Here is a 24,261-nt window from a genome sequence, read left to right on the forward strand (position 1 = left end):
CAAAGACATTAAGTTATGGAACAATATTCAACCAACCTCACTGATAAACAGTGGCAATTTATAGAAAAAATACTCGTTGGTTGAATTAAATTAAAGCGTATTTAACTTGTCCGATAGGCTTATGATTTATAAGATTGAAATACTGCAACATGGTGAAAGCAGCGACTTTGGCAGCCATTCTGGTAAAAAAGCCTTGTGGTTGCTTGGCATAAGTTGCGTATCATCATCAGATGGTCATTGAGTTGGGAGAATACCGTCTCAATTCTCTTCCTGTACCTTTTGTAAGGCCACAGCGGAGGTCTCCAGTTCTTCTGGTTCAGCCTGTAAGGGACCTCAAGGGTGATGTTTGCCGATGTAAACAAGTCCTGATGCATGGGAGCGCTCAAATACCCCTTGTCCCCAAGTATCATACAGTCATGGTATTCCCACTGAATGTCTTTCAGGTAGTGGATGTCATGCACGTTTGCTGCGGTCATGTCATAGGAATGTATGCCCCCCGTTGTGCCGCAAAGAGCATGGAGTTTGTAGCCGTAGTAGTGCATTCCTTGCGAGGCGCAATAGCCCCAGGATGGCGCATGGTCTATATCCGTCTTGCCCATGGCACATCTTTTGGCACGTGCGTTCTGGCACACCTTGACAGGCTTGGAATCAATGCAGAACACAAACTCTCCGCCGTCAAGGGCCTTGGCTATAGCCTTTCGAATGTTCTCGCCAAGCAGGCGGGTCAATTTCCTGCGCTGATTGAACTGCCGGCGGGTAATAAGGTTGGGAATGGCGTCAGGACACTCAATGCTCAGACGGGTAAAGAGATAGTTCTCGCTGTCGATACAGAATGCCTCAGCAGTGATGGAAAGTGCCACAACCTCCAGGTCGGAGAAAGTGGGAACAACACCACGGCGAGGAACATTTCCTCTCTTGTTTACTTGATTTCCTGCATATTGCTTGCAGATTTCAAGAACTTTTCGGAACTTTGCAATGAAGTTGTGCATGGCTATGATATTGTAACATAATGGATTTAACACTACTAAGTTACTAAAAAATCAACGACATGTGCAACTTTTTCATCATCAAAATCTTATAAAATCAATTCATCCAACAGGTTTTTTTTATACTCTCTGCAATTATTTCGCCTAATCTTGGAGGTACAGCATTTCCTATATAACGTGAAGCTTTAACTAAAGATACTTCTTGCTCATTAGGAAAGAACTTATATGTTATCGGAAAAGTCTGGAACAATGCAGCTTCACGTGCTGAAATAGCTCTGTTTTGAACTGGATGTCCGAAACGCCCGTTACCTATACCTGTACAGAGTGTGGTCATCGTTGGAGCAGGTTCTTCCCAAGTCATACGTCCATAAACACTGCCAAAACTCTTACCGCCTTCTTTCTTATGGCAATTTAACATGAGTTCCTCTGGCCAATCTCTCCAGCTTCCACCATATGGCGTAGCCTCAATTCTTCTCATATTCAATGCAGATAAGGCCCGGCAACGATGCAACTTGTCAGTAGGACATTCTTCACCAGCTTGAAGTGGGGGAAGGTTACTGATTACATCACCAACGGTCACGTAATTATCTTTTTGGTGTGTTGGAGAAATCAATTCAATCTCACCTAATTTAGAGGCTAGCAATACTAATCGTTTACGTGTCTGTGGTATGCCATAATCGGGACAATAAACCACATGATAGGAGACATAATATCCTTTTGCCTCAAGTGTATTAACAAAGTCTCCTAATACTGATTGAAGTTTAAATGAAGCTATAGCCGGAACATTCTCCATTGTAACGATGTCTGGTTGCACATCTTTAACAAGACGTCCAAATTCATAAAGAAGGTTGTATTTTTTTTGGCTCTTCCGACATTTCGAGTGATGGTATGTTAAAGAAGAAAACCGCTGAACAAATTGTATATTTGAATAACCACAAACAAATGTACATTTATGAACAGCAGTTTTCTATATCATGCGTGGGGGCTATACAATCACAAATGCACCCGTGAGGAATACAAAGGTAATACAATTATTCTGCATGTTGAAGCAAAAGAACGTCAAAATGAGTGTCCCAAGTGCGGATGCCGCCATTTGGTGAAGAATGGTTACCGTATGCGTGACTTTATCGGTCTTCCTGTTGGCGGCAAAAAGGTGATAGTCCGCATGAAAGTACAACGCTACAAGTGTAAGAACAAGGATTGTGATTACGACCGCCAAGAGAATATCCCCTTCGCCACAGGCAATTGCAGCTACACCCACCGTTTCGCAAGGTACGTGGTCGGATTGTTAAAGGCAATGACTTTGAAAGATGCGGCCAACCTGTTGGGAGTAACATGGGACACCATCAAAGACATACATAGCCGGTATTTGGAATACCATTACACCCCTCCTTCGTTGGAGGGTGTGGATTGTATCGGCATAGACGAGTTCGCCGTAAGAAGAGGGCACATATACAAGACAATAGTTGTCGACCTGAGGAGCGGACGTATCATATATGTTGGCGAAGGCAAAGGAGCTGATGCCTTGAACGGCTTTTGGAAAAGGGTAAAGCGAAAAGGCATTGACATCAAGTATGTTACCACAGACCTTTCTGCGGCATTCATTTCGTCCGTATATGAACATTGTCCCAATGCGCTTCATGTTTTTGACCATTTCCACGTGGTCAAGCTCATGAACGAAAAGCTGGATGACATACGCAGAGTACAGTACAACATGGAAAAGGATATCAATAAGCGGAAGGTCCTCAAAGGCACGAGATACCTCCTGTTAAGCAATGGTGAGGACATCTTTGACAAGGAATATAAAACGAGGCTTGACAATGCTCTGGACATGAACAAGCCTCTCTCGCAGGCATATTACCTCAAGGAGCAGCTCCGGGAATTTTGGACACAGATCAACAAGGAAGAGGCGGAGAAAGTAATGCTGGATTGGGTAAACCAGGCTAAAGAGAGCAAAGTGCCACAGCTGATGAAAATGGCTGCAACCATTATGGCGCATCGAACGGGAATACTCGCATGGTACGACTGCCATATCTCTACCGGCAAAGTGGAGGGCATCAACAATAAGATAAAAGTAATGAAAAGGAATGCGTACGGATTCAGGGATGAACGATACTTTGAGCTTAGGCTTTATGCACTACACGACTGCCGTATCACTCGAAATGTCGGATGAGCCTTTTTTTTTATCTTTATTCTTGTTTTTAAATGCGTATGACGAAAAAGGCTGACAAGGAGCGCAACCAGCTAAAACCTTTATTGATTTCTTGGAATAGAAGGATATTATGTCCTCTTTTTGAACTGTCCTAATGTCCTTGAAAATAAACTTTGCTTCATTATTGGTCTCATATCACTGCTGGGCACTTAATCCCAGCTGATTTTCAATTGTTTATAATTTAGTTCTTTGACATTTTTGTAATCGCAATCGGCAAGTATCTCTCTTACAGACGTTTTATCCAGTAGAGAAAAGCTCAAAATTTGTAGAATTTCGTAGATTGGACGGTTAACTTTCAATCTGTAAGCGATAATGGCAACCAGACAGTATGTTATGATGGCACAGTACACTTGTATCTTGACTGCATTCATCGTGGTGCCCCAAAAAGATTTTACTTTCAGGTGTTGCTTTATCCATTTGAAAAATAGTTCCACCTGCCAACGGTTCTTGTATAGCAAAGCAATTTCCTCTGCTGATAGTTCCATGTTGTTGGTGATGAACACAAATTCTCTGTCCAGTTCTTCATCGTAGTATTTAACCCGCCGGAGTTTGTCCGGATATGCTTTGAGCGATTTATACGTTTCAAGCATTCCAATCTGATCACATTTTATTCCGGTTGTTTTATCGACTTCACGGGAATACATTCTACGGAATCTCATATTATCTTTTGCACGTGTAACGAAGTAAGCACCACTGGTGTGAAGCTTATGCAAACGGGTGAAGTCAACATATCCTTTATCCATGATATAGAAACTTCCCTTTTCATAACTCAACTCATCCAGCATGTTTACGTCATGTACTTTAGCATTGGTTACCAGTACGATTGTCGGTATGGAAGTCTTTACATCATACAAGGTATGAAGTTTGATGCCTCCTTTGTGTTTCTTAAATTCCGCCCACCAAAAAACATTCAGACAAAGGTCTATGGTGGAGGAATCAAAGGCATAAACATTACCGTCAACTTTCACCTCGAAGTCATTTTTGTTGTAGCTATTACGGGCTTCCGCAATCAGGGTATAAGCAAATTCTTCGTAGATACGATAATCTCTATTCCGGTTTGCTTTCCCCAGATTGGTACGGCTAACTGTTGCACCGAATCCCAAGTGAAAATACTTGTTCTTGTGTGCCTCAAGGCTGAGCATAAGATCACGCATACTGTCTCGGGCGGTCAGTTGTCCGAAGATCATGCACAGCATCTGATTCCAACAGGTGAATGTTCTGATTTTCTTATTCCCGGAATACTTCTCTACCAAACGGTCAAAGACACGACGGGGAAGAAAATCTGTAAGTTGAGCGAAGATATATTTGCCTTGATTCATTGTTTTGAGCTTTTGGGCAAAGCTAAAACAACTTTTCAATTCAAATCGTCACGCTACAAAAAGATACATAACTATGCGATTATCAAAGATTTCAAAGAACGATGTTTAATTTAAAGTGCCCACTAGTGGTCTCATATGCATACACACAAGTCCAATCCAAATCGAAACCGGCTTTTATCTTGAGGCCTCTTGACTTCATTCCATAACTCAGTCCGCCTATTCCGCAAAATAGGTCAACCACCTCTATTGAAGGTAGTTTCCCGCGTCGTTTATGTATTTTACTTTTAGGCATATTATTCTGTGATAAGTTTTCGTTTTTCACATCCTAACAAATCGGCAATCTTAGCTAACGTCTGTAAGCCCGGCTGGTGCATATTGGTGCACCACTTACTTACTGTTACAGTTGATACGCCCAATTGTTCAGCCAACCATTTGCTTGTCTTTTGCTTCTCAACAAGAACCACTTTAAGTTGATTAAGAGATTTCATTCATCTATATTTAATTAAATATCAAATACAAATATACGCCAGTTCGGGATAAGTTTAGCATGCAAATAGTTCCAGCTGCCTTGATTTTTCCACATACACCGGCAGTGCCTCCGGCTTGTTCTCAAAGAAGCAGTATGCCGTAAGGGCAGAACACAAGTTCATGATAAAGTTGTGTATCGATCGGTGTCTCGAGTGCACGAGGTTGGCTTTGTTCTTGAGCAATTCGTTAATGCACTCGATGATGTACCTTTTCCTTAGCATGATCTTGTCCCACATAGGCATCAGTTTGTTCTTCATCTTAGCCTTGAGCCCATGAACGAGTTGGATGCCTTGATCGAACAGGCTCTCGAAGAGTTCCTGCTTGATGTATCCCCTGTCTGCAAATACCTTTCCATATAACACTTTTGCAAACACCGTCCATACCCTGCTATCCCTGTCATCCACGTTTGCTCCTGTAAGACAGAACGTTATCACTTCTCCGGAATCATTGCAGAGCAGATGCAGCTTGAATCCATGGCACCAGCACATGGTACCCTTTCCGTTCTTGGCAAGGCCGGCAAAGACCTTGTTGTAATATCGTCGTACATTGTGGCATACGGGTATCATGGTGCTGTCAACGTAGGTGATTCCCGTACACTTGCCAAAAGCATAGAGCTTCATGAACAGCATCATCTTAAAGAACACTCTTGGCATGAGCTCAACGAAGCGGTTATAGGAAACCCCATCGGGAAAATCCTGCCGCATCACCCCTTTGACCCAATTCAAATAATACTCCTTGAAATTGCGATATGTGCCGAAATGATAGCATACCAGAATGGTCATAATCTCACTTTCGGAGAGCCTGCCCTTGCGGTTCCGGTAGCGTTTGCCGTCACTGTTATGGGACGGCAGACGCAGGTTTTTCGTAAGTTCAGCACTCAAATTCTTGTCAAACTCGTCGATTATACAGAAAATTTCAGTAACTTTGTCGTTGGTAATCATCGCTTAATTATTTTTTAACTCATTGATTTTTAACTATAAAGGTACGAAATATTAGCGAGATTACCAACTTTTTAAAGACTTTTTCTTATCCCGAACTGGCGTATATATGCAAAGAGGGTTTGTTATTCGCAATACAAGATTAGTTATACAAAGTCAGCCAATAATATTAGGCTTTTCCAATGTAGATGTTCTTTTATTCTACATATCTCAAATTACTCTTTTATACTCTATCCCTTACTTTTCCTATTTATTAGAAGAGAAAAGACTATTTTCCGCTTAAAATGCTTGATAATTCAGCGAATTCAATCTTTTCATCCTTACTTTTCCTAAACAAACTTTTCATTATATCATCATTGTAAGCATTCGAAGCACTACAGGTTTTGAACCTTTCTATACAACAATAACGACTGTCACTATAAACCAAATAGTTGCAGTCGCTATTGTTTTGTTGAACCTATATTTTGCAGCTGGGGGTCAGTTACTGGATTCTGTTGCCTGTTTGGTCAACACACTCTCCGGATGTTGCAACTTCCATTGATGCGGAAGCAGCTTTATGAGTTCCTCATGTGTGGCCTTCTTATGATAGGGCATTCGGGCAATGATGTCATTCAGATAATCCCTCGGATTCACATCGTGTGCTTTGCAAGTAGCCAGCAGGGAACAGATTACAGACATATTGACGGCCGCCTCGTGGTTGCCGCAGAAGAGGTAATTCTTTCGTCCCAGTGTGATGGGGCGGATGACATTTTCCGCCAGGTTGTTGTCCCATAGCAGACGTCCGTCTTCCAGGCACCGCATCATATTGTTCCATCGGGTATAGGTATATGTGATGGCTTTGCCGGCCTGTGACCTGGGGCTGTACTTGATACCTTCCGCTTCCATCCATGCCTTCATGGCTTCCAGGATGGGACGGGCCAGTTCCTGACGCTTGTTCTTGCGTTCTTCATACGACAAGCCTGCGTCATTGCAGCCATGCTCTATCTGATAGACTTTCTGTATCTGCGTAAGCCCATATTCGGCCATTTCCCTATTTTCATCAAGCGCCTGTTCAAAATGCCGGCGGATATGTACCAGACAGTTGACCAGGTGCACACCGGGGTTGGTCTTGAAGGCTGTTTCATAACCCGCAAAACCGTCGCATTGGAGGTAACCCTTGAAGTGGTGCTGATTAGCCAGGGATTCGATGACCGCTCCGGCCCGCGATCCCCCGTCGTAATGGAAGATGACCAGTTTTTCCAGGACCGACCTGACCATCCAGAGGTATTCCTTGTCGGCCCTGTGCTTTTCCTTGTTGATGACCGGAACGGTGGTTTCATCCGCCTGCACATAGTCACAGGAAAAGACTTCCTGCTTTAGCGCTTCGTACAGCGGTTTCAGCAGTTCTACCGTTTTCTTGAACCATCCGTCCAGCGTGCTTTCCGTCAGTCCTTTCATGCCAAGGTGGCGATACTGCTGTATCTGACGGTAGAACGGAACGTGATACTCGTATTTCTGGAGGAGGATTTCGGCAAGCAGGCTGGGGTCGGCGATGCACTTGTCGACGGGCATCAGCGGCATGGGAGCCATCTCCACACCTTTCTGTCCCCCGGGTGGAAGACGCGTGTTGTCCTTGAGCGCATATTTGGGACGGATGATTTCCTTTACATAGAGCATTCCCGGTTTGTGTTTGACAACACGGGTTACCTCTTCGCCTATTCTGCGGTACAGGGAAAGGTCCACGCCATCCGGCTCAATCACTTCGGTTTCGAGTACAGGCAGGTCTTCCATCATTTTTCGGTTCTGCCGCTTCTGTCTCTTCTCCTCGGCGGACTCCTTTTCCATCTTCTCCACCGCTTCGTCACGCTTTTCTTCGGCCTTTCGCTGCAGGCCGGCAAATTCATCCGCAAAGAGATCCGGCATGTTGGGGTCGTAGACAGGAAGCTTTTCTGCTTTACGGCCAAAGAGCTGGCGGTTCAGCCATGCGACCTGAGCCGTCAACTCTTTGATACGTTCCTGCAGCTTTTCATTCTGCTCTGCCTGTTTTTTGTTGATGGCAGACAATGAAGCAACAGAGGTATTCAGCCCTTCTATCGTCTTGAGTAATGTATCTTTTTCATCCATTGTCTGTCTCTTTTTATAGATGTAAAGATACTAAATATTAGCGGATTGCACAATAGGAACACTACTTTTGTTTCAGAAAAACAGGTTATACATGGTACTCTTTACGCTCGGCCCTAAGCCGCCGGAGCCTCTGCTGCGGATTCTCCTGAATGCCTTCAACCATCATTACCAGGTCACGCCATTCCATGGGATAGCTGTTTGATTCGGGATCGTATTCCGGCAGTTTGAAGCGACCTGCCTCCAGCCGTTTGACGTACATCACCATGCCGCCGTCTTCCGCATGAAGCAGTTTCATGAGATTGAGGCTGGACCCGACAAAGATGAACACGTCACCGTTCCTCACTTCGCTCTTCATCTTCTCATGCACCAGTCCGCACAGCGAACTGATGCCCTTGCGCATATCTGTCCTGCCGGGACACAGAAAGTAGCGCATCGTATCGTTCAGGCTAAACATGGGCATCTTCGAGACTATGGGTTAGCAGTTCCATCAACAGCTTCTCGGATCCGCTCCCGAAGTGGGCACGGAGACCGTTGGGGGGAAAAGCAGGGCTACACCATGCGGCACCTGTTCACCCAAGGTCAGTTCTGCAGTGGGGCGCTTGAAACTGATGGGAGCCAACTCCTGTTTCAGACTGTCTGTTTCTGCGGCACATTTTTTACGCCAGTAATGATAGGTTGAATAACTTACACCTGCCTGTTGCAGGTACAACTTCAATGGCAGGGCGCTTTGTTGAACCTGCAATTCCAATTCTTCAAATTTGGATCTGTTCATAACAATTAGGGTTTGATTGTTTTCGCGAGTACAAAACTACAATCAAACCCTAAGGGGGGTAATGTGTATTTATTCGAAAGCTTACTCATCATTGAAAGTTTTAACCCGTTGGCGGAATTAAATAGTTGGCAAAATGTATAAGAAAAAGTTGCATATATCGCAGATTTTTAGTAACTTAGAGTATTCAATATTTAAGTTATATAATCTCGTTATGTGCAACTTGTATACAAAGTTCGTCAAAATTCTGGAGATATGCAAGGAATTCTCCGAAGATTTAGTTACTGAAGCTGGAAATGTTCGTCGTCCAGGCCCTGTGCCTCGTTTCTCCGATTTGGAAGTCATCGCATTGAGCATGGCTGCCGAGGCTGAGGAGATAGACAGCGAGAACTGGCTGTTTGAAGCGAAGTTGAAGGAGTGCCGTTCTTCCATCCCCAACCTTATCTCCCGCCGTCAGTTCAACGACCGCCGCAAGTTGGTTAGTGGTCTTTGTGAGCAGATACGCAGCCGCATGGCCAATCATATAGATGGTGGCGAGGATTACTTCTGCATAGACTCAAAGCCAATAGAAGTGTGCCGTGTGGCTCGTGGTAAGAGATGTAAGATGGGACGTATTGGTGATTTCCACAAAGCCCCTGACTTCGGTTATTGTGCATCCCAAGGCAGTTACTTCTTCGGATATAAACTTCACGCACTCTGTGGCTTAAGCGGTGTCATACATTCATACGACCTGTCCAAGGCGAGTGTTCACGACATCAACTATCTGAATGACATCAAGCCGCTTTACCACGATTGTAGCATATTCGGTGACAAGGGATATATCGGAGCGGAAATCCAGCTTGACCTCTTCGAGACGGCCAACATCAGGCTTGAGTGTCCCTACAGGCTCAACCAAAAGAACTGGAAGCCGGCCTTCATTCCTTTTGCAAAGGCAAGAAAGAGGATTGAAACTCTGTTCTCACAACTTACAGACCAGTTCCTCGTCATCAGGAACTACGCAAAAGAAACATGCGGCCTTTTTGCCCGAATAGTGGGCAAAGTCAGTGCCCTGACTGCATTACAATACATCAATTACATTAACAACAAACCCATAGGTAGGATTAAGTACGCACTGATTTAATTCCGCCAACGGGTGTTTTAAAATTATAATCTTCTTCCGAAGCATACTTTTTCAAAATTATAACTACATCTTTGAAAGCGTCACTTTTTGCGGATTTTTTACTATCAGAAGTCTTGGCACTTTCTATACGTTCTGCCCGATATTCTTCCAAAAACATTTCAAATCCGAAATTCTCTAATCCATAAATAATATGCCTTTCCTTTGGAGTTAGTTTTTCTTCTTGGTAACTCAACTTATTGAAGAGTACCAACCGTTTGATTTCCCTAACAAAGAAACGGTACAGGTCTGAATAATTATCTAACAAATCCCCAAGATTCTGAATATGCTTCATTTTGTGATGATCGAATGCATTTTGATCATCAAGAGTAAATTCTATCCGTAAAAAATCATTTGTAAGCCTCCGGTAAACCACGTATTTTCTGCAATCTCTTCGACCAGTATCTTTGTGCCCAAAAATAAAACTTATGATGACACGAGAAGAAGTTGCAGAAAATACGTGGTTTACCGGAGGCTTACATTTTATGGTGTAATACATCACATAAAAAGACAGCAACGAAACATAACTGTCATAAGGATTACATGTTGATTATCAATGTAAGTAGTGGAGAATATCAGTAGCAGATTTTTATGGTAGTGTCGCCTATCATATAGGAATCATAAGGCAATCACAAGAAATGACCGTAGATAAAAATAAAAAGCCACCCATGTAAATTCTACGCAGATGGTTATGTTTATTGAAAACATTGAAACGATAAAAGCTTATAGCACTCTATTTGCAATTGGTTAATATTATTCTTTCTTCTTTTGGACTTCTAAAAATGCGTTTATTATTGGATACATAAACGAAGAGCCATCTTTAGTTTTAACTTTTGTCAGAGTGGGAAATAAACAGTCCTTTGAGTTTTCAATAATGGCTTCTTTACTAACCAAATATTGAGCAGAATCATTTTTTGTTATTAAATCAAATGAGAGTAATTCTGAATGCATGTGTTTTGTTCTATGTCTATAATCTAAATTCAACAAATTGATATCGTTGTAGTATATCATTTCTCCTACATAAAAAACTGCTGCAATATTTGCTCCTGCCCTTATTTCTGCTGCAATTTCATTAATCTTTCTATATGTTGTTGTTTTGATAGATGCATCATACATGAGCATAGATAAGACTCCATCTCCGCTTAAGATCAAGAATGTTGGCATAATCTTTTTTTGCTTAGAAAAAGATATAATATGCATCTTTTTAAATGCTTCGAAAGTTTCTTGAATAAAATCTCCTTTTTTCTCTATGTGAAGTAATTTGCAAAAATCAATGTATTTAACACCTATTTTAAATGGTGTAACTAATTCCAACCGTTCACCTTTCTCAAAAATATTATTTTCTCGATAGTAAACATAGTCATCAATAAACCAAGTATCTTTTGGAATACGGTGAAAAAGTAGTTTTTCAATCTTATTTTGAACAGTTTTACGCATTGGAGACACTTCATTGCCAATTTCTTTATCCAATTCTACAATTAAAGACAGAAGTGCTTCTATACCATAATTTATACTATTAAATAAATTTACATCTGAAGCTATTTCCTTATATACGAATTCAACAGAAAAAAATACTTCAATAGCAGAAATATTAGAAATGATTGTCTTGACAGATTCAATTAATGATTCATAATCAACTTCATCCTCTATAGTATAAGATTCGGAATGAAATACACCTGCTGTATGTGGCAAATAGATAGTCAATATGATTTTTTTCTCTAAAGAAAAAGGTCTCTCTTTAAGTACTTCGTTGCGTTTCTTTACCAACCAAGAACATTGGTCATTTTTTAGATATTTATCGCGAAGATTTTCATATAAAGATATATAGCCTGTGTGTGCTAAAGATTTTTGCAGAACGAAAGTAACATTACGATATTCAGACAAAAAACTATCAATGCAAGCAATGTTATCATATAAATCTTGCCCCTTACCAAATCTTTCCAGACTAGCAAGAGCCGCATATAGTTTTTGATATACAGGTAATAACAAATCTTCTTTCATAAATTATTTCATTCTTATAGTTATAATATTATATTACTATTGAACTAAATGCTTATATATGATAGATCACTAGTGGGCACTTTAAATTAAACATCGTTCTTTGAAATCTTTGATAATCGCATAGTTATGTATCTTTTTGTAGCGTGACGATTTGAATTGAAAAGTTGTTTTAGCTTTGCCCAAAAGCTCAAAACAATGAATCAAGGCAAATATATCTTCGCTCAACTTACAGATTTTCTTCCCCGTCGTGTCTTTGACCGTTTGGTAGAGAAGTATTCCGGGAATAAGAAAATCAGAACATTCACCTGTTGGAATCAGATGCTGTGCATGATCTTCGGACAACTGACCGCCCGAGACAGTATGCGTGATCTTATGCTCAGCCTTGAGGCACACAAGAACAAGTATTTTCACTTGGGATTCGGTGCAACAGTTAGCCGTACCAATCTGGGGAAAGCAAACCGGAATAGAGATTATCGTATCTACGAAGAATTTGCTTATACCCTGATTGCGGAAGCCCGTAATAGCTACAACAAAAATGACTTCGAGGTGAAAGTTGACGGTAATGTTTATGCCTTTGATTCCTCCACCATAGACCTTTGTCTGAATGTTTTTTGGTGGGCGGAATTTAAGAAACACAAAGGAGGCATCAAACTTCATACCTTGTATGATGTAAAGACTTCCATACCGACAATCGTACTGGTAACCAATGCTAAAGTACATGACGTAAACATGCTGGATGAGTTGAGTTATGAAAAGGGAAGTTTCTATATCATGGATAAAGGATATGTTGACTTCACCCGTTTGCATAAGCTTCACACCAGTGGTGCTTACTTCGTTACACGTGCAAAAGATAATATGAGATTCCGTAGAATGTATTCCCGTGAAGTCGATAAAACAACCGGAATAAAATGTGATCAGATTGGAATGCTTGAAACGTATAAATCGCTCAAAGCATATCCGGACAAACTCCGGCGGGTTAAATACTACGATGAAGAACTGGACAGAGAATTTGTGTTCATCACCAACAACATGGAACTATCAGCAGAGGAAATTGCTTTGCTATACAAGAACCGTTGGCAGGTGGAACTATTTTTCAAATGGATAAAGCAACACCTGAAAGTAAAATCTTTTTGGGGCACCACGATGAATGCAGTCAAGATACAAGTGTACTGTGCCATCATAACATACTGTCTGGTTGCCATTATCGCTTACAGATTGAAAGTTAACCGTCCAATCTACGAAATTCTACAAATTTTGAGCTTTTCTCTACTGGATAAAACGTCTGTAAGAGAGATACTTGCCGATTGCGATTACAAAAATGTCAAAGAACTAAATTATAAACAATTGAAAATCAGCTGGGATTAAGTGCCCAGCAGTGATGATAGATAATAAAATCTATTCTCACATAGATAAATCCAATTTAATGGTTTCTGTAGCTTTCTCTTTCTTTTCATCAACAACCTTTGCATACACTTGGGTTGTCCTTACGTTTGTATGCCCCAACATTTTGCTAACTGTATAAATATCAGTACCTCCAGCCAGTTGCAGGGTCGCATACGAGTGCCTAAAACAATGAAATGTAATGTGTTTGGATATTCCGGCTGCTTCAACCCATTTCTTGACAGGGCGATTTATCCATGAAGGGTTGGGTAGTCCGGCAAACACAAGAAGTTCTCCTTCCTGTTGTTCTCCGCAAAGACTATATGCTTGCTCTGAAATGGGCATATATTCAACACCTTTTGTCTTTTGTTGGGTAAAGTTCAGCCGATAGCCTCCATTGAACATTTCCACTTCCGACCATTTCAATTTTTGAATGTCGCAGTGACGGATTCCTGTTAAAGCAGAAAACAGAGCAGCACGTTTCAGTAATGGGTCACAAGGCGTTTGAGCCAGTCGGTTCAATTCCTCTACTGTGAGATGTTCTCTCCGGCTTTCCCTTTCCTGAACACCTTTGACTTTCGCAGAAATATCAATAGTCAAGTAGCCGTCTATAAATGCTTGCTTCAATCCGGCTTTGAAGATTGAGAAATAAGTCGCTGCTGTATTTTGAGATATTGTACCTCGCTTAGTACCACCTTGCGGTGCGTTCATTATGAATTGACGGAACGATTCTACCAACTTTAAGTCTATTTGCGAAAAGAGGATGATATCGCTTTTTGCAAAGATCTTCAACAACTCATGAACTCGCCTCCAGTTGACAATGATAGAATCAGAACTATAGGCATGTCTTGTTCGTTGCACATGGTCGAAGTATTCGATAAAATTGCTTCGGGAGCGTTCTAATTGTTCTGCCTGTTCAGCATCGGTATCGGCATAAAGAGCCGCATTGTCATATTCCTTTTGCCGTAGACTTCTGACCTTATCGGCATAGATACATGATTCTTGGTCTAATTGAGACTTGCATTGTATAATACCGTTCAGGTCTCGCTTTGGCTTATAAGTGGTTTTGCCATCGGCATTAGTTCTGGCATTGCGAGACTTATCCCAAATAGGTGTCGTAATGGTACGATTGAGATATTCACGTACTCTTTGCGGTGTATCTTTACCGGATTGGAATACTGGGTAAGATTCCACATAAAGATACCACTCATCACGATATTCAGACTTACGAAGCTTTACCGACACTCGTGTGTTTACTAATGCTTTCTTCATCGCTTCATACCTTTATATAAGTTATCAATTTCTTTCTTGGGTACATACACAAAATTTCCTATCTGCCGGGTAGGAATGGAGTATTTTCGGATATGGAGATAAACTGTACTTTCATTCACAAGAAACTTTTCTGTTATCTCTCCAATTGTATAACAGTCTTTTGGCTCCAGACTATACAGCTTGGCAATAGGCTTTGGTTTTGCGAAAGCTTTCTTTCGGAGAGGATAGAGTTTCATCAATTCTTCTTTTGATAGTAAAGTCTGTCTTTCTCCGGCATTCACACTTGGGATTGTACCCTTACGAATTAAATGATAAAGAGTTTCCTTACTTATGCCAAACAAAGCGTATGCTTCAAGAACTGTGATATACTCTTTGGACTTGGGGATCTTCTTAACCACATCGTCCAACTTTTTCAATCTCAGTTCTTCATCCTTGCGCCGTTTCCATGCAATTTTGGAACATTTGGGAGAGCAATACCACGATTCAATGGTTTTAGCAACAAAGGTTTCTCCACAAACCTTGCATTGACGTGTTATTTCAAATTTTGCTGCTGGCATAATCTACTTTTTACTTATATTCTTCATTCTCAATACCGTTATTTTTATAAGTGTCACATTATCTACTTTTAAGTGTCGGTGCAATTATGGCATAAATATACAATAAAAATTCGGATAACAAGCAAAATCAAAGAAAAGTGATATAAAAAGAAATAGGGCATAACTTACTGAGTTACACCCTATATTCCTATTATTAGTTATCGTTGTTTACCGATACTTACTTCACTTCCTCAAAGTCCGCATCTTGTACATTGTCGTCATGCTTATTATTCCCTTGTGCATTGGCATTTGATCCGGCATTCATGTCAGAACTTGTTTGTGCATTGCTTTGAGCATACATTTCAGCACTTGCAGCTTGGAAAGCAGAGTTAAGTTCTGCCATAGCGGAATCAGTAGCAACTAAATCCTGAGACTTGTGGGCATCTTTCAATTTCTGTAGAGCGGCCTCAATAGAAGCTTTCTTGTCAGCAGGCAATTTGTCGCCCAATTCTTTCAGCTGATTCTCTGTCGTGAAAATCATGGAGTCTGCCTGATTCAGTTTATCAATCTTTTCACGTTCTTTCTTATCCGCTTCGGCATTGGCCTCTGCCTCAGCTTTCATTTTTTCGATTTCTTCCTTGCTCAAGCCACTGGAAGCTTCAATGCGGATGGCTTGTTCCTTGCCGGTAGCTTTGTCTTTGGCCGATACCTTCAAGATACCGTTGGCGTCTATGTCGAACGTAACCTCGATTTGAGGAACGCCGCGAAGAGCTGGAGCAATACCGGTCAAATTAAACTGGCCGATTGATTTATTCATTGAAGCCATCGGACGTTCTCCCTGCAATACATGAATGGTTACCTCTGTCTGATTATCGGCTGCAGTAGAGAATGTTTCACTTTTCTTGCATGGGATGGTTGTGTTGGCATCAATCAGCTTGGTCATCACACCACCTAACGTTTCAATACCCATAGACAGCGGAGTGACATCCAGCAACACCACACCCTTTATTTCATCCGTCAACACTGCACCTTGAACAGCAGCTCCCACAGCTACCACTTCATCTGGGTTAACACCCTTGGAAGGTACCTTACCGAAGAACTCTTCCACAAGTTTCTGAACAGCAGGAATACGTGAAGACCCCCCGACAAGGATTACCTCATCAATATCTGCGTTGTTCAATCCGGCATCGCTTATGGCTTTCTTACAAGGCTCCAAACAAGCTTGGATCAAGCTATGGGCCAAAGCTTCGAATTTAGCGCGAGTCAATGTCTTCACCAAGTGCTTGGGCACACCACCTACCGGCATGATATAAGGCAGATTGATTTCTGTGCTGGTAGAAGAAGACAGTTCTATTTTTGCCTTCTCGGCTGCTTCCTTCAAACGCTGCATTGCCATTGGATCCTGCGTCAGATCGGCACCCTCGTCGTTCTTGAATTCCTGAACTAACCAATCGATAATCACTTGATCAAAGTCGTCACCTCCGAGATGAGTGTCACCGTTAGTTGACAGGACTTCGAATACGCCACCGCCAAATTCAAGAATAGAGATATCGAATGTACCGCCACCAAGGTCGAATACAGCCACTTTCATATCCTTGTGAGATTTGTCAATACCATAAGCAAGAGCCGCTGCAGTAGGCTCGTTCACAATACGTTTCACTTCAAGACCTGCAATTTGGCCGGCTTCTTTCGTAGCCTGACGTTGAGAGTCTGAAAAATAAGCGGGAACGGTAATAACAGCTTCTGTAACTTCCTGTCCCAGATAATCTTCGGCAGTTTTTTTCATCTTTTGCAGAATCATAGCGGAAATCTCCTGCGGAGTATACAGACGGCCATCAATATCTACACGCGGAGTGTTGTTGTCGCCTTTCACCACTTTATATGGCATGCGAGCTACTTCTTTCTGCACCTGCTCCCAATTTTCGCCCATGAAGCGCTTGATAGAGAATACGGTCTTCGTTGGGTTGGTGATGGCCTGACGCTTGGCCGGGTCGCCAACTTTACGCTCACCACCATCTACAAATGCCACTACCGAAGGGGTGGTGCGCTTGCCTTCACTGTTGGCGATTACCACCGGCTCGTTACCTTCGAATACGGAAACACAAGAGTTTGTTGTTCCTAAGTCAATTCCAATAATTTTTCCCATGATTGTTCTTATTTTATTTGTTATTATTCAATGTTAACCGTCCACTATATCAGCAGACATCAACCCCTAAAAGACAAACGTCGTGCCAAAACTTGCAAAGGTCTGTTACAATTCGATGGTGACAGAACTTACTGTCAAATTGTCAGAATTCTCTTCTTTTTTCTGTCTACAATAGTAGTTCCCACTTCAGAGCTTGTTCAGAGACTGACTTCCGTAATGTCTTCAAGATGCAAAATAGGAGTTTTTCTGGTCTGAAGACTTTTTCTGTTTCTATGATGTAATATGATTGCGACACGTTTGTAAAAGCTGGACGACCTCATATTTTCCATCCTCTAAAATTCTTCACCATTGTTTTACCCCAGAAAAGCAAAAAACGTTGTAACTTGTTCAGTTACAACGTTCCGTGAGGTTTTTAAGAGTGGTGCCACCAGAAAGTGAACACTTCACGTATCACCATTGACAATCACCGACTTATCTTTTCTTTCATCGGAAAATCCACACGATTTAGCACACGATTATTTCTCATCGTTTTGCCCGTGATTTAACACGATTGTTGTTGCAAAGTTAAGAAAGAATATCAAATCAATCCATTGTTTACCCGAAAATTTGAAATAATTAGTCTTTTTATTTCTGCTATGCAGTAAAAATGGTGCATAACGGAAATAGAATGGGAGATTTTATGGTGGTAAAATTTACGGCTGTTTAATTTGCCTTTCCATTGTTCCGAAACTATCAGTTCCGAAACGCACATTTCGGATCGAACTATTCTGTAAGTGAATTTACAAATTCTCCAAACCTCAAAATCTTCTCGCTATTCGCTTTATTGAAAAGTAGGTGCTCAAAATCCTTTTTTTTCTTCTTCAAATCGACTGTTTTCAGCAATTCGGCTGTTGCTTGTTTGAACTCCTGCAAATTATGTACTCCGCAACGCTTTGAAAGAAAATCGTAATCGGGTTTTGCCTGCGCCAATAAAAACATCAGGTCGTAGAAATCACGTCCTTTTGCACGGGCTAACATGGCGGCAATTTTCATACTGCACAATACACCATCGGAAGGAACAGGAAACGGAAAAAAGAATCCGCAGCCTTTGATATTGGTAATAACCGGAGGATAAACGATTCTTTGGCCTTGGCTTTCAACCTTTATCAAAAAACGTTCTTCCTTGTGTCCGCTCAACCCCAAATCGAATAGTAGTTCAGGTAAATGGATATTCCGCCTAAAAGCTGTTAGTTTCGGATTATCCTTATCCTTTGCCTCCACCCTCAACCCTGAACACTCTAAAAACTGGATTACTCCGTTTGTCATTTCAATAAACTCGTCTTTCGACAGGTCTTTGCAGTAGAAATCCAAATTTTCAGAAAACCTGTCTATACCCTTTACCAGACGCAAGTTTGTTCCACCAATAAAAGCCATCTTTTGGATGCTTGGCGTAGAAGAAAGGTAATCTAGAATCATCAACTGCAAATACTCTTTCAGGATGTGCTTATTGAAACCCGAATTTCCACGGATTTGAGCCGGAAAATAATTCTTTATCTGTTCTATCTGTATCATAAATCGTAAGTTTTAAGAAGTAGCTTTACCCGATGGTCAAGCGCCTTGCTTTGAAACTTGTCGCAGTAGTCCATCAGTAAATCCTTGTTTAAATCATCATGCAGGTAATCTTCATCCAAACGCAACTCTTCCAATTCCTGTTTGCTATCATAGAACGGATAAAGATACAGTAAATCAAGTAATGCCTTCTCAGGTGTGGCAAACTGTATGGTGCGGTTGTCTGCCATTGGCTTTAAGTCGTACCCGAATAGCAGATTTTCTTTGACATTCTTATATGAGTATTCGCCGAAGTCATTGGCGAATGATGCTGTTTTCAGGGTTGTCACACAGGTAATCTGCACCACCGCCTCCGGTATCATCCCGTAAAACGACAATGTCGTATGCAGGCTGATATAGGACGGACGGTAAATCCGGTTGGCAAAATAAAGGGAATAATCCGGCTTGCTCTTATACTCCGAAAAAGCAAAATATCCCATACAGTTATACAGGAACTTCTACGTTAATCAGCATATCAGGTTATTACTCATAATGATGTTCAATTTATTTTTTATTGAACATGCTGAAAATAGAGAGCAAAAGATGGACAATGTTCATAGTATTAATTGGTGTCTGTAATATTGATTGAGGATATGATTGCCAGATAATCCAAAAATAATATTACTATGGATGAAAAGTTCAAAATTATTCCTTCTAAAAGGAGGAAAGTGTCCTCTCATTGCTTTTCAATGATGAGAAGAGTGAAAAAAGTTAATGAGTAATCTCTACTTTTTTTCTAATAGGCTATAATAAAAAAGGACACCTAACTGAATAGATGTCCTTTTCTAAAGTTTAAAAAGTAATTTGTTATTTCTTGGTATAATGGTATTTCATGGAAAATATGTAAACCTCCACTATATCGTCATGTACGGAATAGACTATTCTGTGTTCCGCATTAATGCGCCTTGACCATTTGCCAGTCAGTTCATATTTGAGGGCTTCGGACTTTCCTATGCCTGTGTAGGGATGTTCCGCAATGTCATTCAGCAAAGCCTTAATCTTGTTCAAAACAGCTTTGTTTCCGCATTGGCAGAAAAAACGATATTCCTTTTGCGCCTGTTCTGATAATGTTATTCTGTACATGATATGCGTTCCAAGAAATCCTTCATGCTTTCACCCTCATTCTGAGAAATGAATTTTCCGTTCTTAATATCTTCCTCTCCCTTGCGTATAGCTTCCATCGTGGCAGGTGAAGACATGATGTATTCCGTTTCCTTTAATGAATTGTATTCATCCAAAGAAATCATCACTACCCCTTTACCGTTTCCCCGATTGATAATTACTGTATCACAATCATCCACCACTGAATCTATGTAGCCTTTCAAGTTGGCTCTTAAATCCGTATAATTGGCTGTTCTCATAATTTCTCCTTTTTAGTTATTGCAAATATATGTACTTATTAGCGTACTTACAAACTTATATAGTTAATTTTGTAAGCCTCCGGTAAACCACGTATTTTCTGCAATCTCTTCGACCAATATCTTTGTGCCCAAAAATAAAACTTATGATGACACGAGAAGAAGTTGCAGAAAATACGTGGTTTACCGGAGGCTTACGTTGCTATGTAGTCGTCCCTTAAAAACTATATTTCAGCGTAAAGTTTGTAAAAGCGAACTTCACGCTGATTTTTTTTGGTAGTGTAAATAACCTGTGTCACGCATTATTTCTCTCTATAAAACTCATCGGTCGAGGAACGGCCAGCGCCAAGGGGCAGGACTACCCGTCCCGACGAGCGTAAAATTACAATAATTTAAATCGGTCTCCAAACTTTATGGCCATTTGTTGCGAGATTGTGGCCTGATGCCCTCAAGTTATTAATTATTTTTCTTTTGACGCTTTTAAGCGGAAAATACTAACTTTGCAGTCCGAAATCCACCTAATACAGACTCTTATATGGCAGAAAATACCTCTATCTCCATCAAAGGCGCGCGCGTTAACAACCTAAAAAACATCAATGTAGATATTCCACGTAACCGTTTAGTAGTCATTACCGGATTGTCCGGTTCAGGTAAGTCGTCGCTGGCTTTCGACACGCTTTACGCCGAAGGGCAACGCCGCTACGTGGAGAGCCTGAGCAGCTACGCCCGCCAGTTCTTGGGACGGATGAGCAAGCCCGAATGCGACTTCATCAAAGGCATACCGCCTGCCATCGCCATTGAGCAAAAAGTAAGTAGCCGCAATCCTCGCTCCACCGTAGGTACCTCCACAGAGATATACGAATACCTGCGGCTGCTCTACGCACGAGTAGGAAAAACACTCAGCCCCGTCAGCGGGCAGGAAGTGAAGAAACATTTTACCGAGGACATCGTAAAATGTATGCTACAATACCCCGAAGGAACAAAATATACCATACTTGCTCCGGTAGTGCTACGCGAAGGCCGAAACATGCAGCAACAATTGGAAGTGGACATGAAGCAGGGATTCACCCGGCTGGAGGTGAACGGCGAAACGATGCGCATGGAGGAATATCAACCGAAAGCCGGTGACACCGTTTTCCTGCTGATAGACCGCATGACGGCCTCGGCCGAGAAAGACTCCATCAGTCGCCTGACCGACTCAGCCGAGACGGCCATGTACGAGGGTGACGGCGCCTGCCTGCTGCGTTTTTACCAACCGGACGGCACAACGTGCCTTTACCGCTTCAGCACCAAGTTCGAGGCAGACGGCATTACTTTCGAGGAGCCGAACGACCAAATGTTCTCTTTCAACTCGCCCGTAGGCGCTTGTCCGGTATGCGAAGGCTTCGGCAAGGTGATAGGAATTGACGAACATCTGGTAGTACCCGACCGCTCACTGTCCGTCTACGACGGTGCTGTGGTGTGCTGGCGAGGCGAAGTGATGGGCGAATGGCGGGACATGTTGATACGAGGAGCCGAGAAAGCCGGCTTCCCCATCTTCACTCCCTACTACGAACTGACTGACGAACAACGCCGGATGCTCTGGGAGGGTACTCCTTACTTCGAAGGCATCAATGCTTTCTTCAAGATGGTGCAGGAGAACCAATACAAGATACAATACCGCGTGATGTTGGCACGTTATCGTGGCAAGACCATCTGCCCCAAGTGCCACGGCACCCGCCTAAAACCCGAAGCCAACTACGTGCGAGTGGGAGGACGCAGCATCTCCGAGCTGGTGGATCTGCCCATCACAGAGCTGAAGCTTTTCTTCGACAAACTTAAACTCGAACCGCACGATGCCGATGTAGCACGCCGTCTGCTGACGGAAATAAACAATCGCATCCGCTTCTTGCTCGACGTAGGTCTGGGCTATCTCACACTGAACCGCCTGAGCAACTCGCTGTCCGGCGGCGAGAGCCAGCGCATCAACCTTGCCACCTCGCTGGGCAGCAGTTTGGTGGGCAGTCTCTACATCCTCGACGAACCGAGCATCGGCCTGCACAGTCGGGACACCGACAAACTCATCGGCGTGCTGCGCCAACTGCAACAGTTGGGCAATACGGTCGTCGTTGTGGAGCACGACGAAGAAATCATCCGCGCGGCGGACTATATCATCGACATCGGCCCCAAGGCAGGACGCTTGGGGGGCGAGGTGGTCTATCAGGGTGATATGAAAGACCTCCACAAAGGAAGCAACAGCTACACTGTGCGCTACCTGCTGGGTGAAGAAACCATCCCAACGCCCGCACAACGCCGCCCATGGAACAACTATATCGAGATTAAAGGGGCCCGTGAAAACAACCTGAAAGGAGTGGACGTGCGCTTCCCGCTGAACGTAATGACCGTAGTGACAGGTGTCAGCGGTTCGGGTAAGAGTACGCTGGTACGCGACATCTTCTACCGTGCTCTGAAACGCGAACTGGACGAATGCAACGAACGTCCGGGCGAGTTCGTCTCCATCAGCGGCGATCTACGCAACCTGCGCAATGTGGAGTTCGTAGACCAGAACCCTATCGGGAAATCGTCACGAAGCAATCCGGTGACTTACGTCAAGGCTTACGATGAAATACGCAAGCTCTGGGCGGAACAACCTCTTGCCAAGCAGATGGGTTACAGTGCCGGGCATTTCAGCTTCAACAGCGAGGGAGGACGTTGCGAGGAGTGTAAGGGCGAAGGTACCATCACTGTGGAGATGCAATTCATGGCCGACCTTGTGCTGGAATGCGAGTCGTGTCACGGCAAACGCTTCAAAGCCGACACGCTGGAGGTGAAGTTCCACGACGTCAACATCTACGACGTGCTGAACATGACCATCGACCAAGCCATCGAGTTCTTTGCAAAGCATGGGCAGAAGAAAATCGTAAAGAAGTTGCAACCCCTTCAAGATGTGGGTTTGGGATATATCAAGCTGGGGCAATCGTCCTCCACGTTATCAGGCGGTGAAAATCAACGTGTGAAGTTGGCCTATTACCTCAGCCAGGAGAAGGCCGACCCCACCCTCTTTATCTTCGACGAGCCAACCACCGGTCTGCACTTCCACGACATCAAGAAACTGCTCGAGGCATTCGACGCGCTGATACGCCGTGGACACTCCATCCTCATCATCGAACACAACCTCGACGTGGTGAAGTGTGCGGATTATGTGATAGACCTCGGCCCGGAAGGCGGAGACCAAGGCGGCTACATCGTAGCGGCAGGCACACCGGAAGAGGTGGCCCGATGTGCGGCAAGCTATACTGGACAGTTTCTGCAAGAGAAACTGCAAGGAGACCGACATGACGGTATGAAATGATTCTTTAGACGCAGATGACACAGATTTTCTTTTTATTTTATATCTGTGCCATCCGCATCTGAAAAATATCTTAAGGGAATATACCCTTCCTTTTTCGAGAATCCCTATAAAGTAGGGCTGTTTGCTTAGAAATAAAAACCGAATCCCACCTTCAGGCCAAACTTGGAACGGTCGTCATTTATATTCCAATAAACGGCAGGCTCAATTGTCACCGTACGGCTGAGGAAAAACGCATAACCGGCTTCCAGACCAAAGGAAATATTTGTTTTATCCTGATTGTCACCCCAATTCCAATGATCCGCATTCACATCGGCTCCCAAGAACACACCGACTTTATCCAAATAATAACGCCCACCCACACCCATCGTATAGATGTCGACATCAGAACCTCCCGCATTCCATGAAACACCTGCATGCACCAATAAGGCCAAATTATCTGCAAGAAATGCACCACCCTCTGCCTCCAGTTCGAAAGAGGATTTCTCCCTTCCGGTATCATACGACAAATCCAACCCCGTTATAGACGGGCTTACAAACCATTTTCCTTTTTCAAACTGCGCCTGTACCGCAACTGTAGCAACAAGCAGACAAACAAGTAATCCTATCTTTTTCATCTTGATTATTTTTTGAGTGAATAGT

Annotated in this window: 20 protein-coding genes and 4 pseudogenes; 4 read left to right on the forward strand and 20 right to left on the reverse strand. The window is 42.8% G+C overall.

The genetic code is table 11. The annotated features are described in order from the left end of the window. Window positions 1-85: 85 nt before the first annotated feature. Together C4H11_RS04875 and C4H11_RS04880 are read right to left on the reverse strand one after the other, a co-directional pair. Window positions 86-1,068, reverse strand: a pseudogene (locus C4H11_RS04875) (IS982 family transposase). A gap of 15 nt (window positions 1,069-1,083) precedes the next feature. Then, a pseudogene (locus C4H11_RS04880) lies at window positions 1,084-1,896 on the reverse strand (DNA cytosine methyltransferase); the annotation flags it as partial. A 42-nt stretch (window positions 1,897-1,938) separates the two neighbouring features. Between C4H11_RS04880 and C4H11_RS04885 the strand changes: the two are divergent. Next, window positions 1,939-3,159, forward strand: a complete 1,221-nt coding sequence (locus tag C4H11_RS04885; protein ID WP_106040698.1) for an ISL3 family transposase — start codon at window positions 1,939-1,941, stop codon at window positions 3,157-3,159. Between the two features lie 3 nt (window positions 3,160-3,162). On the opposite strand, the pseudogene C4H11_RS04890 reads toward C4H11_RS04885, so the two are convergent. From C4H11_RS04890 to tnpA, 8 genes and pseudogenes are all read right to left on the reverse strand, one after another. Further along, window positions 3,163-3,333: pseudogene (locus tag C4H11_RS04890) on the reverse strand (DNA cytosine methyltransferase); the annotation flags it as partial. A 14-nt stretch (window positions 3,334-3,347) separates the two neighbouring features. Next, window positions 3,348-4,517 carry an IS4 family transposase gene (locus C4H11_RS04895; protein WP_106040595.1) on the reverse strand — a complete coding sequence of 390 codons (1,170 nt, stop codon included), beginning with the start codon at window positions 4,515-4,517 and terminating at the stop codon, window positions 3,348-3,350. A 121-nt stretch (window positions 4,518-4,638) separates the two neighbouring features. Next, window positions 4,639-4,809, reverse strand: a pseudogene (locus C4H11_RS04900) (DNA cytosine methyltransferase); the annotation flags it as partial. 1 nt (window position 4,810) lies between these two features. Further along, window positions 4,811-5,005 (reverse strand): helix-turn-helix transcriptional regulator, encoded by a 195-nt coding sequence (locus tag C4H11_RS04905; protein ID WP_106040699.1) that lies wholly within the window; start codon window positions 5,003-5,005, stop codon window positions 4,811-4,813. Window positions 5,006-5,059: 54 nt separating this feature from the next. Further along, window positions 5,060-5,986: an IS982 family transposase gene (locus tag C4H11_RS04910; protein WP_106040700.1), complete on the reverse strand. Its 927-nt coding sequence runs from the start codon at window positions 5,984-5,986 to the stop codon at window positions 5,060-5,062. 474 nt (window positions 5,987-6,460) lie between these two features. Further along, window positions 6,461-8,086 carry an IS66 family transposase gene (gene tnpC, locus C4H11_RS04915; RefSeq protein WP_106040701.1) on the reverse strand — a complete coding sequence of 542 codons (1,626 nt, stop codon included), beginning with the start codon at window positions 8,084-8,086 and terminating at the stop codon, window positions 6,461-6,463. Window positions 8,087-8,171: 85 nt separating this feature from the next. Beyond that, entirely contained in the window at window positions 8,172-8,546 is a 375-nt protein-coding gene (gene tnpB / locus C4H11_RS04920) for an IS66 family insertion sequence element accessory protein TnpB (RefSeq protein ID WP_234819856.1), read from the reverse strand. 27 nt (window positions 8,547-8,573) lie between these two features. Further along, window positions 8,574-8,858 carry an IS66 family insertion sequence element accessory protein TnpA gene (gene tnpA, locus C4H11_RS04925; protein WP_234819855.1) on the reverse strand — a complete coding sequence of 95 codons (285 nt, stop codon included), beginning with the start codon at window positions 8,856-8,858 and terminating at the stop codon, window positions 8,574-8,576. 133 nt (window positions 8,859-8,991) lie between these two features. On the opposite strand from tnpA, the gene C4H11_RS04930 reads away from it, so the two are divergent. Further along, window positions 8,992-9,975, forward strand: a complete 984-nt coding sequence (locus C4H11_RS04930) for an IS982 family transposase (protein ID WP_106040391.1) — start codon at window positions 8,992-8,994, stop codon at window positions 9,973-9,975. Here C4H11_RS04930 and C4H11_RS04935 read toward each other — a convergent pair. Together C4H11_RS04935 and C4H11_RS04940 are read right to left on the reverse strand one after the other, a co-directional pair. Beyond that, window positions 9,956-10,510 (reverse strand): histone H3/H4 domain-containing protein, encoded by a 555-nt coding sequence (locus C4H11_RS04935; RefSeq protein ID WP_129588281.1) that lies wholly within the window; start codon window positions 10,508-10,510, stop codon window positions 9,956-9,958. The two genes, C4H11_RS04930 and C4H11_RS04935, sit on opposite strands and share 20 nt — an antisense overlap. A 254-nt stretch (window positions 10,511-10,764) precedes the next feature. Next, window positions 10,765-12,012, reverse strand: coding sequence for a hypothetical protein (locus tag C4H11_RS04940; RefSeq protein WP_106040703.1), 1,248 nt, complete (start codon window positions 12,010-12,012; stop codon window positions 10,765-10,767). Between the two features lie 195 nt (window positions 12,013-12,207). Between C4H11_RS04940 and C4H11_RS04945 the strand changes: the two genes are divergently transcribed. Then, on the forward strand, window positions 12,208-13,377 hold the full coding sequence (locus C4H11_RS04945) for an IS4 family transposase (protein ID WP_106040595.1): 1,170 nt from the start codon (window positions 12,208-12,210) through the stop codon (window positions 13,375-13,377). A 36-nt stretch (window positions 13,378-13,413) separates the two neighbouring features. On the opposite strand, the gene C4H11_RS04950 is transcribed toward C4H11_RS04945, so the two are convergent. The 7 genes from C4H11_RS04950 to C4H11_RS04980 form a co-directional block, all read right to left on the reverse strand. Further along, the gene (locus C4H11_RS04950) at window positions 13,414-14,664 is read right to left on the reverse strand and encodes a site-specific integrase (RefSeq protein WP_106040704.1); all 1,251 of its coding nucleotides are present in this window, start codon (window positions 14,662-14,664) and stop codon (window positions 13,414-13,416) included. Further along, on the reverse strand, window positions 14,661-15,221 hold the full coding sequence (locus tag C4H11_RS04955) for a helix-turn-helix domain-containing protein (RefSeq protein ID WP_106040705.1): 561 nt from the start codon (window positions 15,219-15,221) through the stop codon (window positions 14,661-14,663). The genes C4H11_RS04950 and C4H11_RS04955 overlap by 4 nt, the downstream gene beginning before the upstream one ends. A 217-nt stretch (window positions 15,222-15,438) precedes the next feature. After that, a complete protein-coding gene (dnaK, locus tag C4H11_RS04960; protein WP_106040706.1) occupies window positions 15,439-17,346 on the reverse strand; it encodes a molecular chaperone DnaK in 1,908 nt (635 codons plus the stop codon). A gap of 762 nt (window positions 17,347-18,108) precedes the next feature. Continuing rightward, complete coding sequence (locus C4H11_RS04965) at window positions 18,109-18,801, reverse strand: nucleotidyl transferase AbiEii/AbiGii toxin family protein (protein ID WP_234819903.1); 693 nt, start codon at window positions 18,799-18,801, stop codon at window positions 18,109-18,111. Between the two features lie 92 nt (window positions 18,802-18,893). After that, a complete protein-coding gene (locus C4H11_RS04970; protein WP_234819884.1) occupies window positions 18,894-19,373 on the reverse strand; it encodes a type IV toxin-antitoxin system AbiEi family antitoxin domain-containing protein in 480 nt (159 codons plus the stop codon). A 367-nt stretch (window positions 19,374-19,740) separates the two neighbouring features. Next, complete coding sequence (locus C4H11_RS04975; protein WP_106040708.1) at window positions 19,741-20,016, reverse strand: Txe/YoeB family addiction module toxin; 276 nt, start codon at window positions 20,014-20,016, stop codon at window positions 19,741-19,743. Beyond that, window positions 20,004-20,294: a type II toxin-antitoxin system Phd/YefM family antitoxin gene (locus tag C4H11_RS04980; RefSeq protein WP_106040709.1), complete on the reverse strand. Its 291-nt coding sequence runs from the start codon at window positions 20,292-20,294 to the stop codon at window positions 20,004-20,006. Before C4H11_RS04980 ends, C4H11_RS04975 begins: the two co-directional genes overlap by 13 nt. Window positions 20,295-20,826: 532 nt before the next feature. Between C4H11_RS04980 and uvrA the strand changes: the two genes are divergently transcribed. Further along, window positions 20,827-23,622, forward strand: a complete 2,796-nt coding sequence (gene uvrA / locus C4H11_RS04985; protein WP_106040710.1) for an excinuclease ABC subunit UvrA — start codon at window positions 20,827-20,829, stop codon at window positions 23,620-23,622. A 125-nt stretch (window positions 23,623-23,747) separates the two neighbouring features. Here the strand turns inward: uvrA and C4H11_RS04990 are convergent, their stop codons facing one another. After that, window positions 23,748-24,236 (reverse strand): hypothetical protein, encoded by a 489-nt coding sequence (locus C4H11_RS04990; RefSeq protein ID WP_106040711.1) that lies wholly within the window; start codon window positions 24,234-24,236, stop codon window positions 23,748-23,750. Window positions 24,237-24,261: the final 25 nt, after the last annotated feature.

This window comes from Bacteroides zoogleoformans, assembly GCF_002998435.1.
GTDB classification, from domain to species: Bacteria; Bacteroidota; Bacteroidia; order Bacteroidales; family Bacteroidaceae; genus Bacteroides; species Bacteroides zoogleoformans.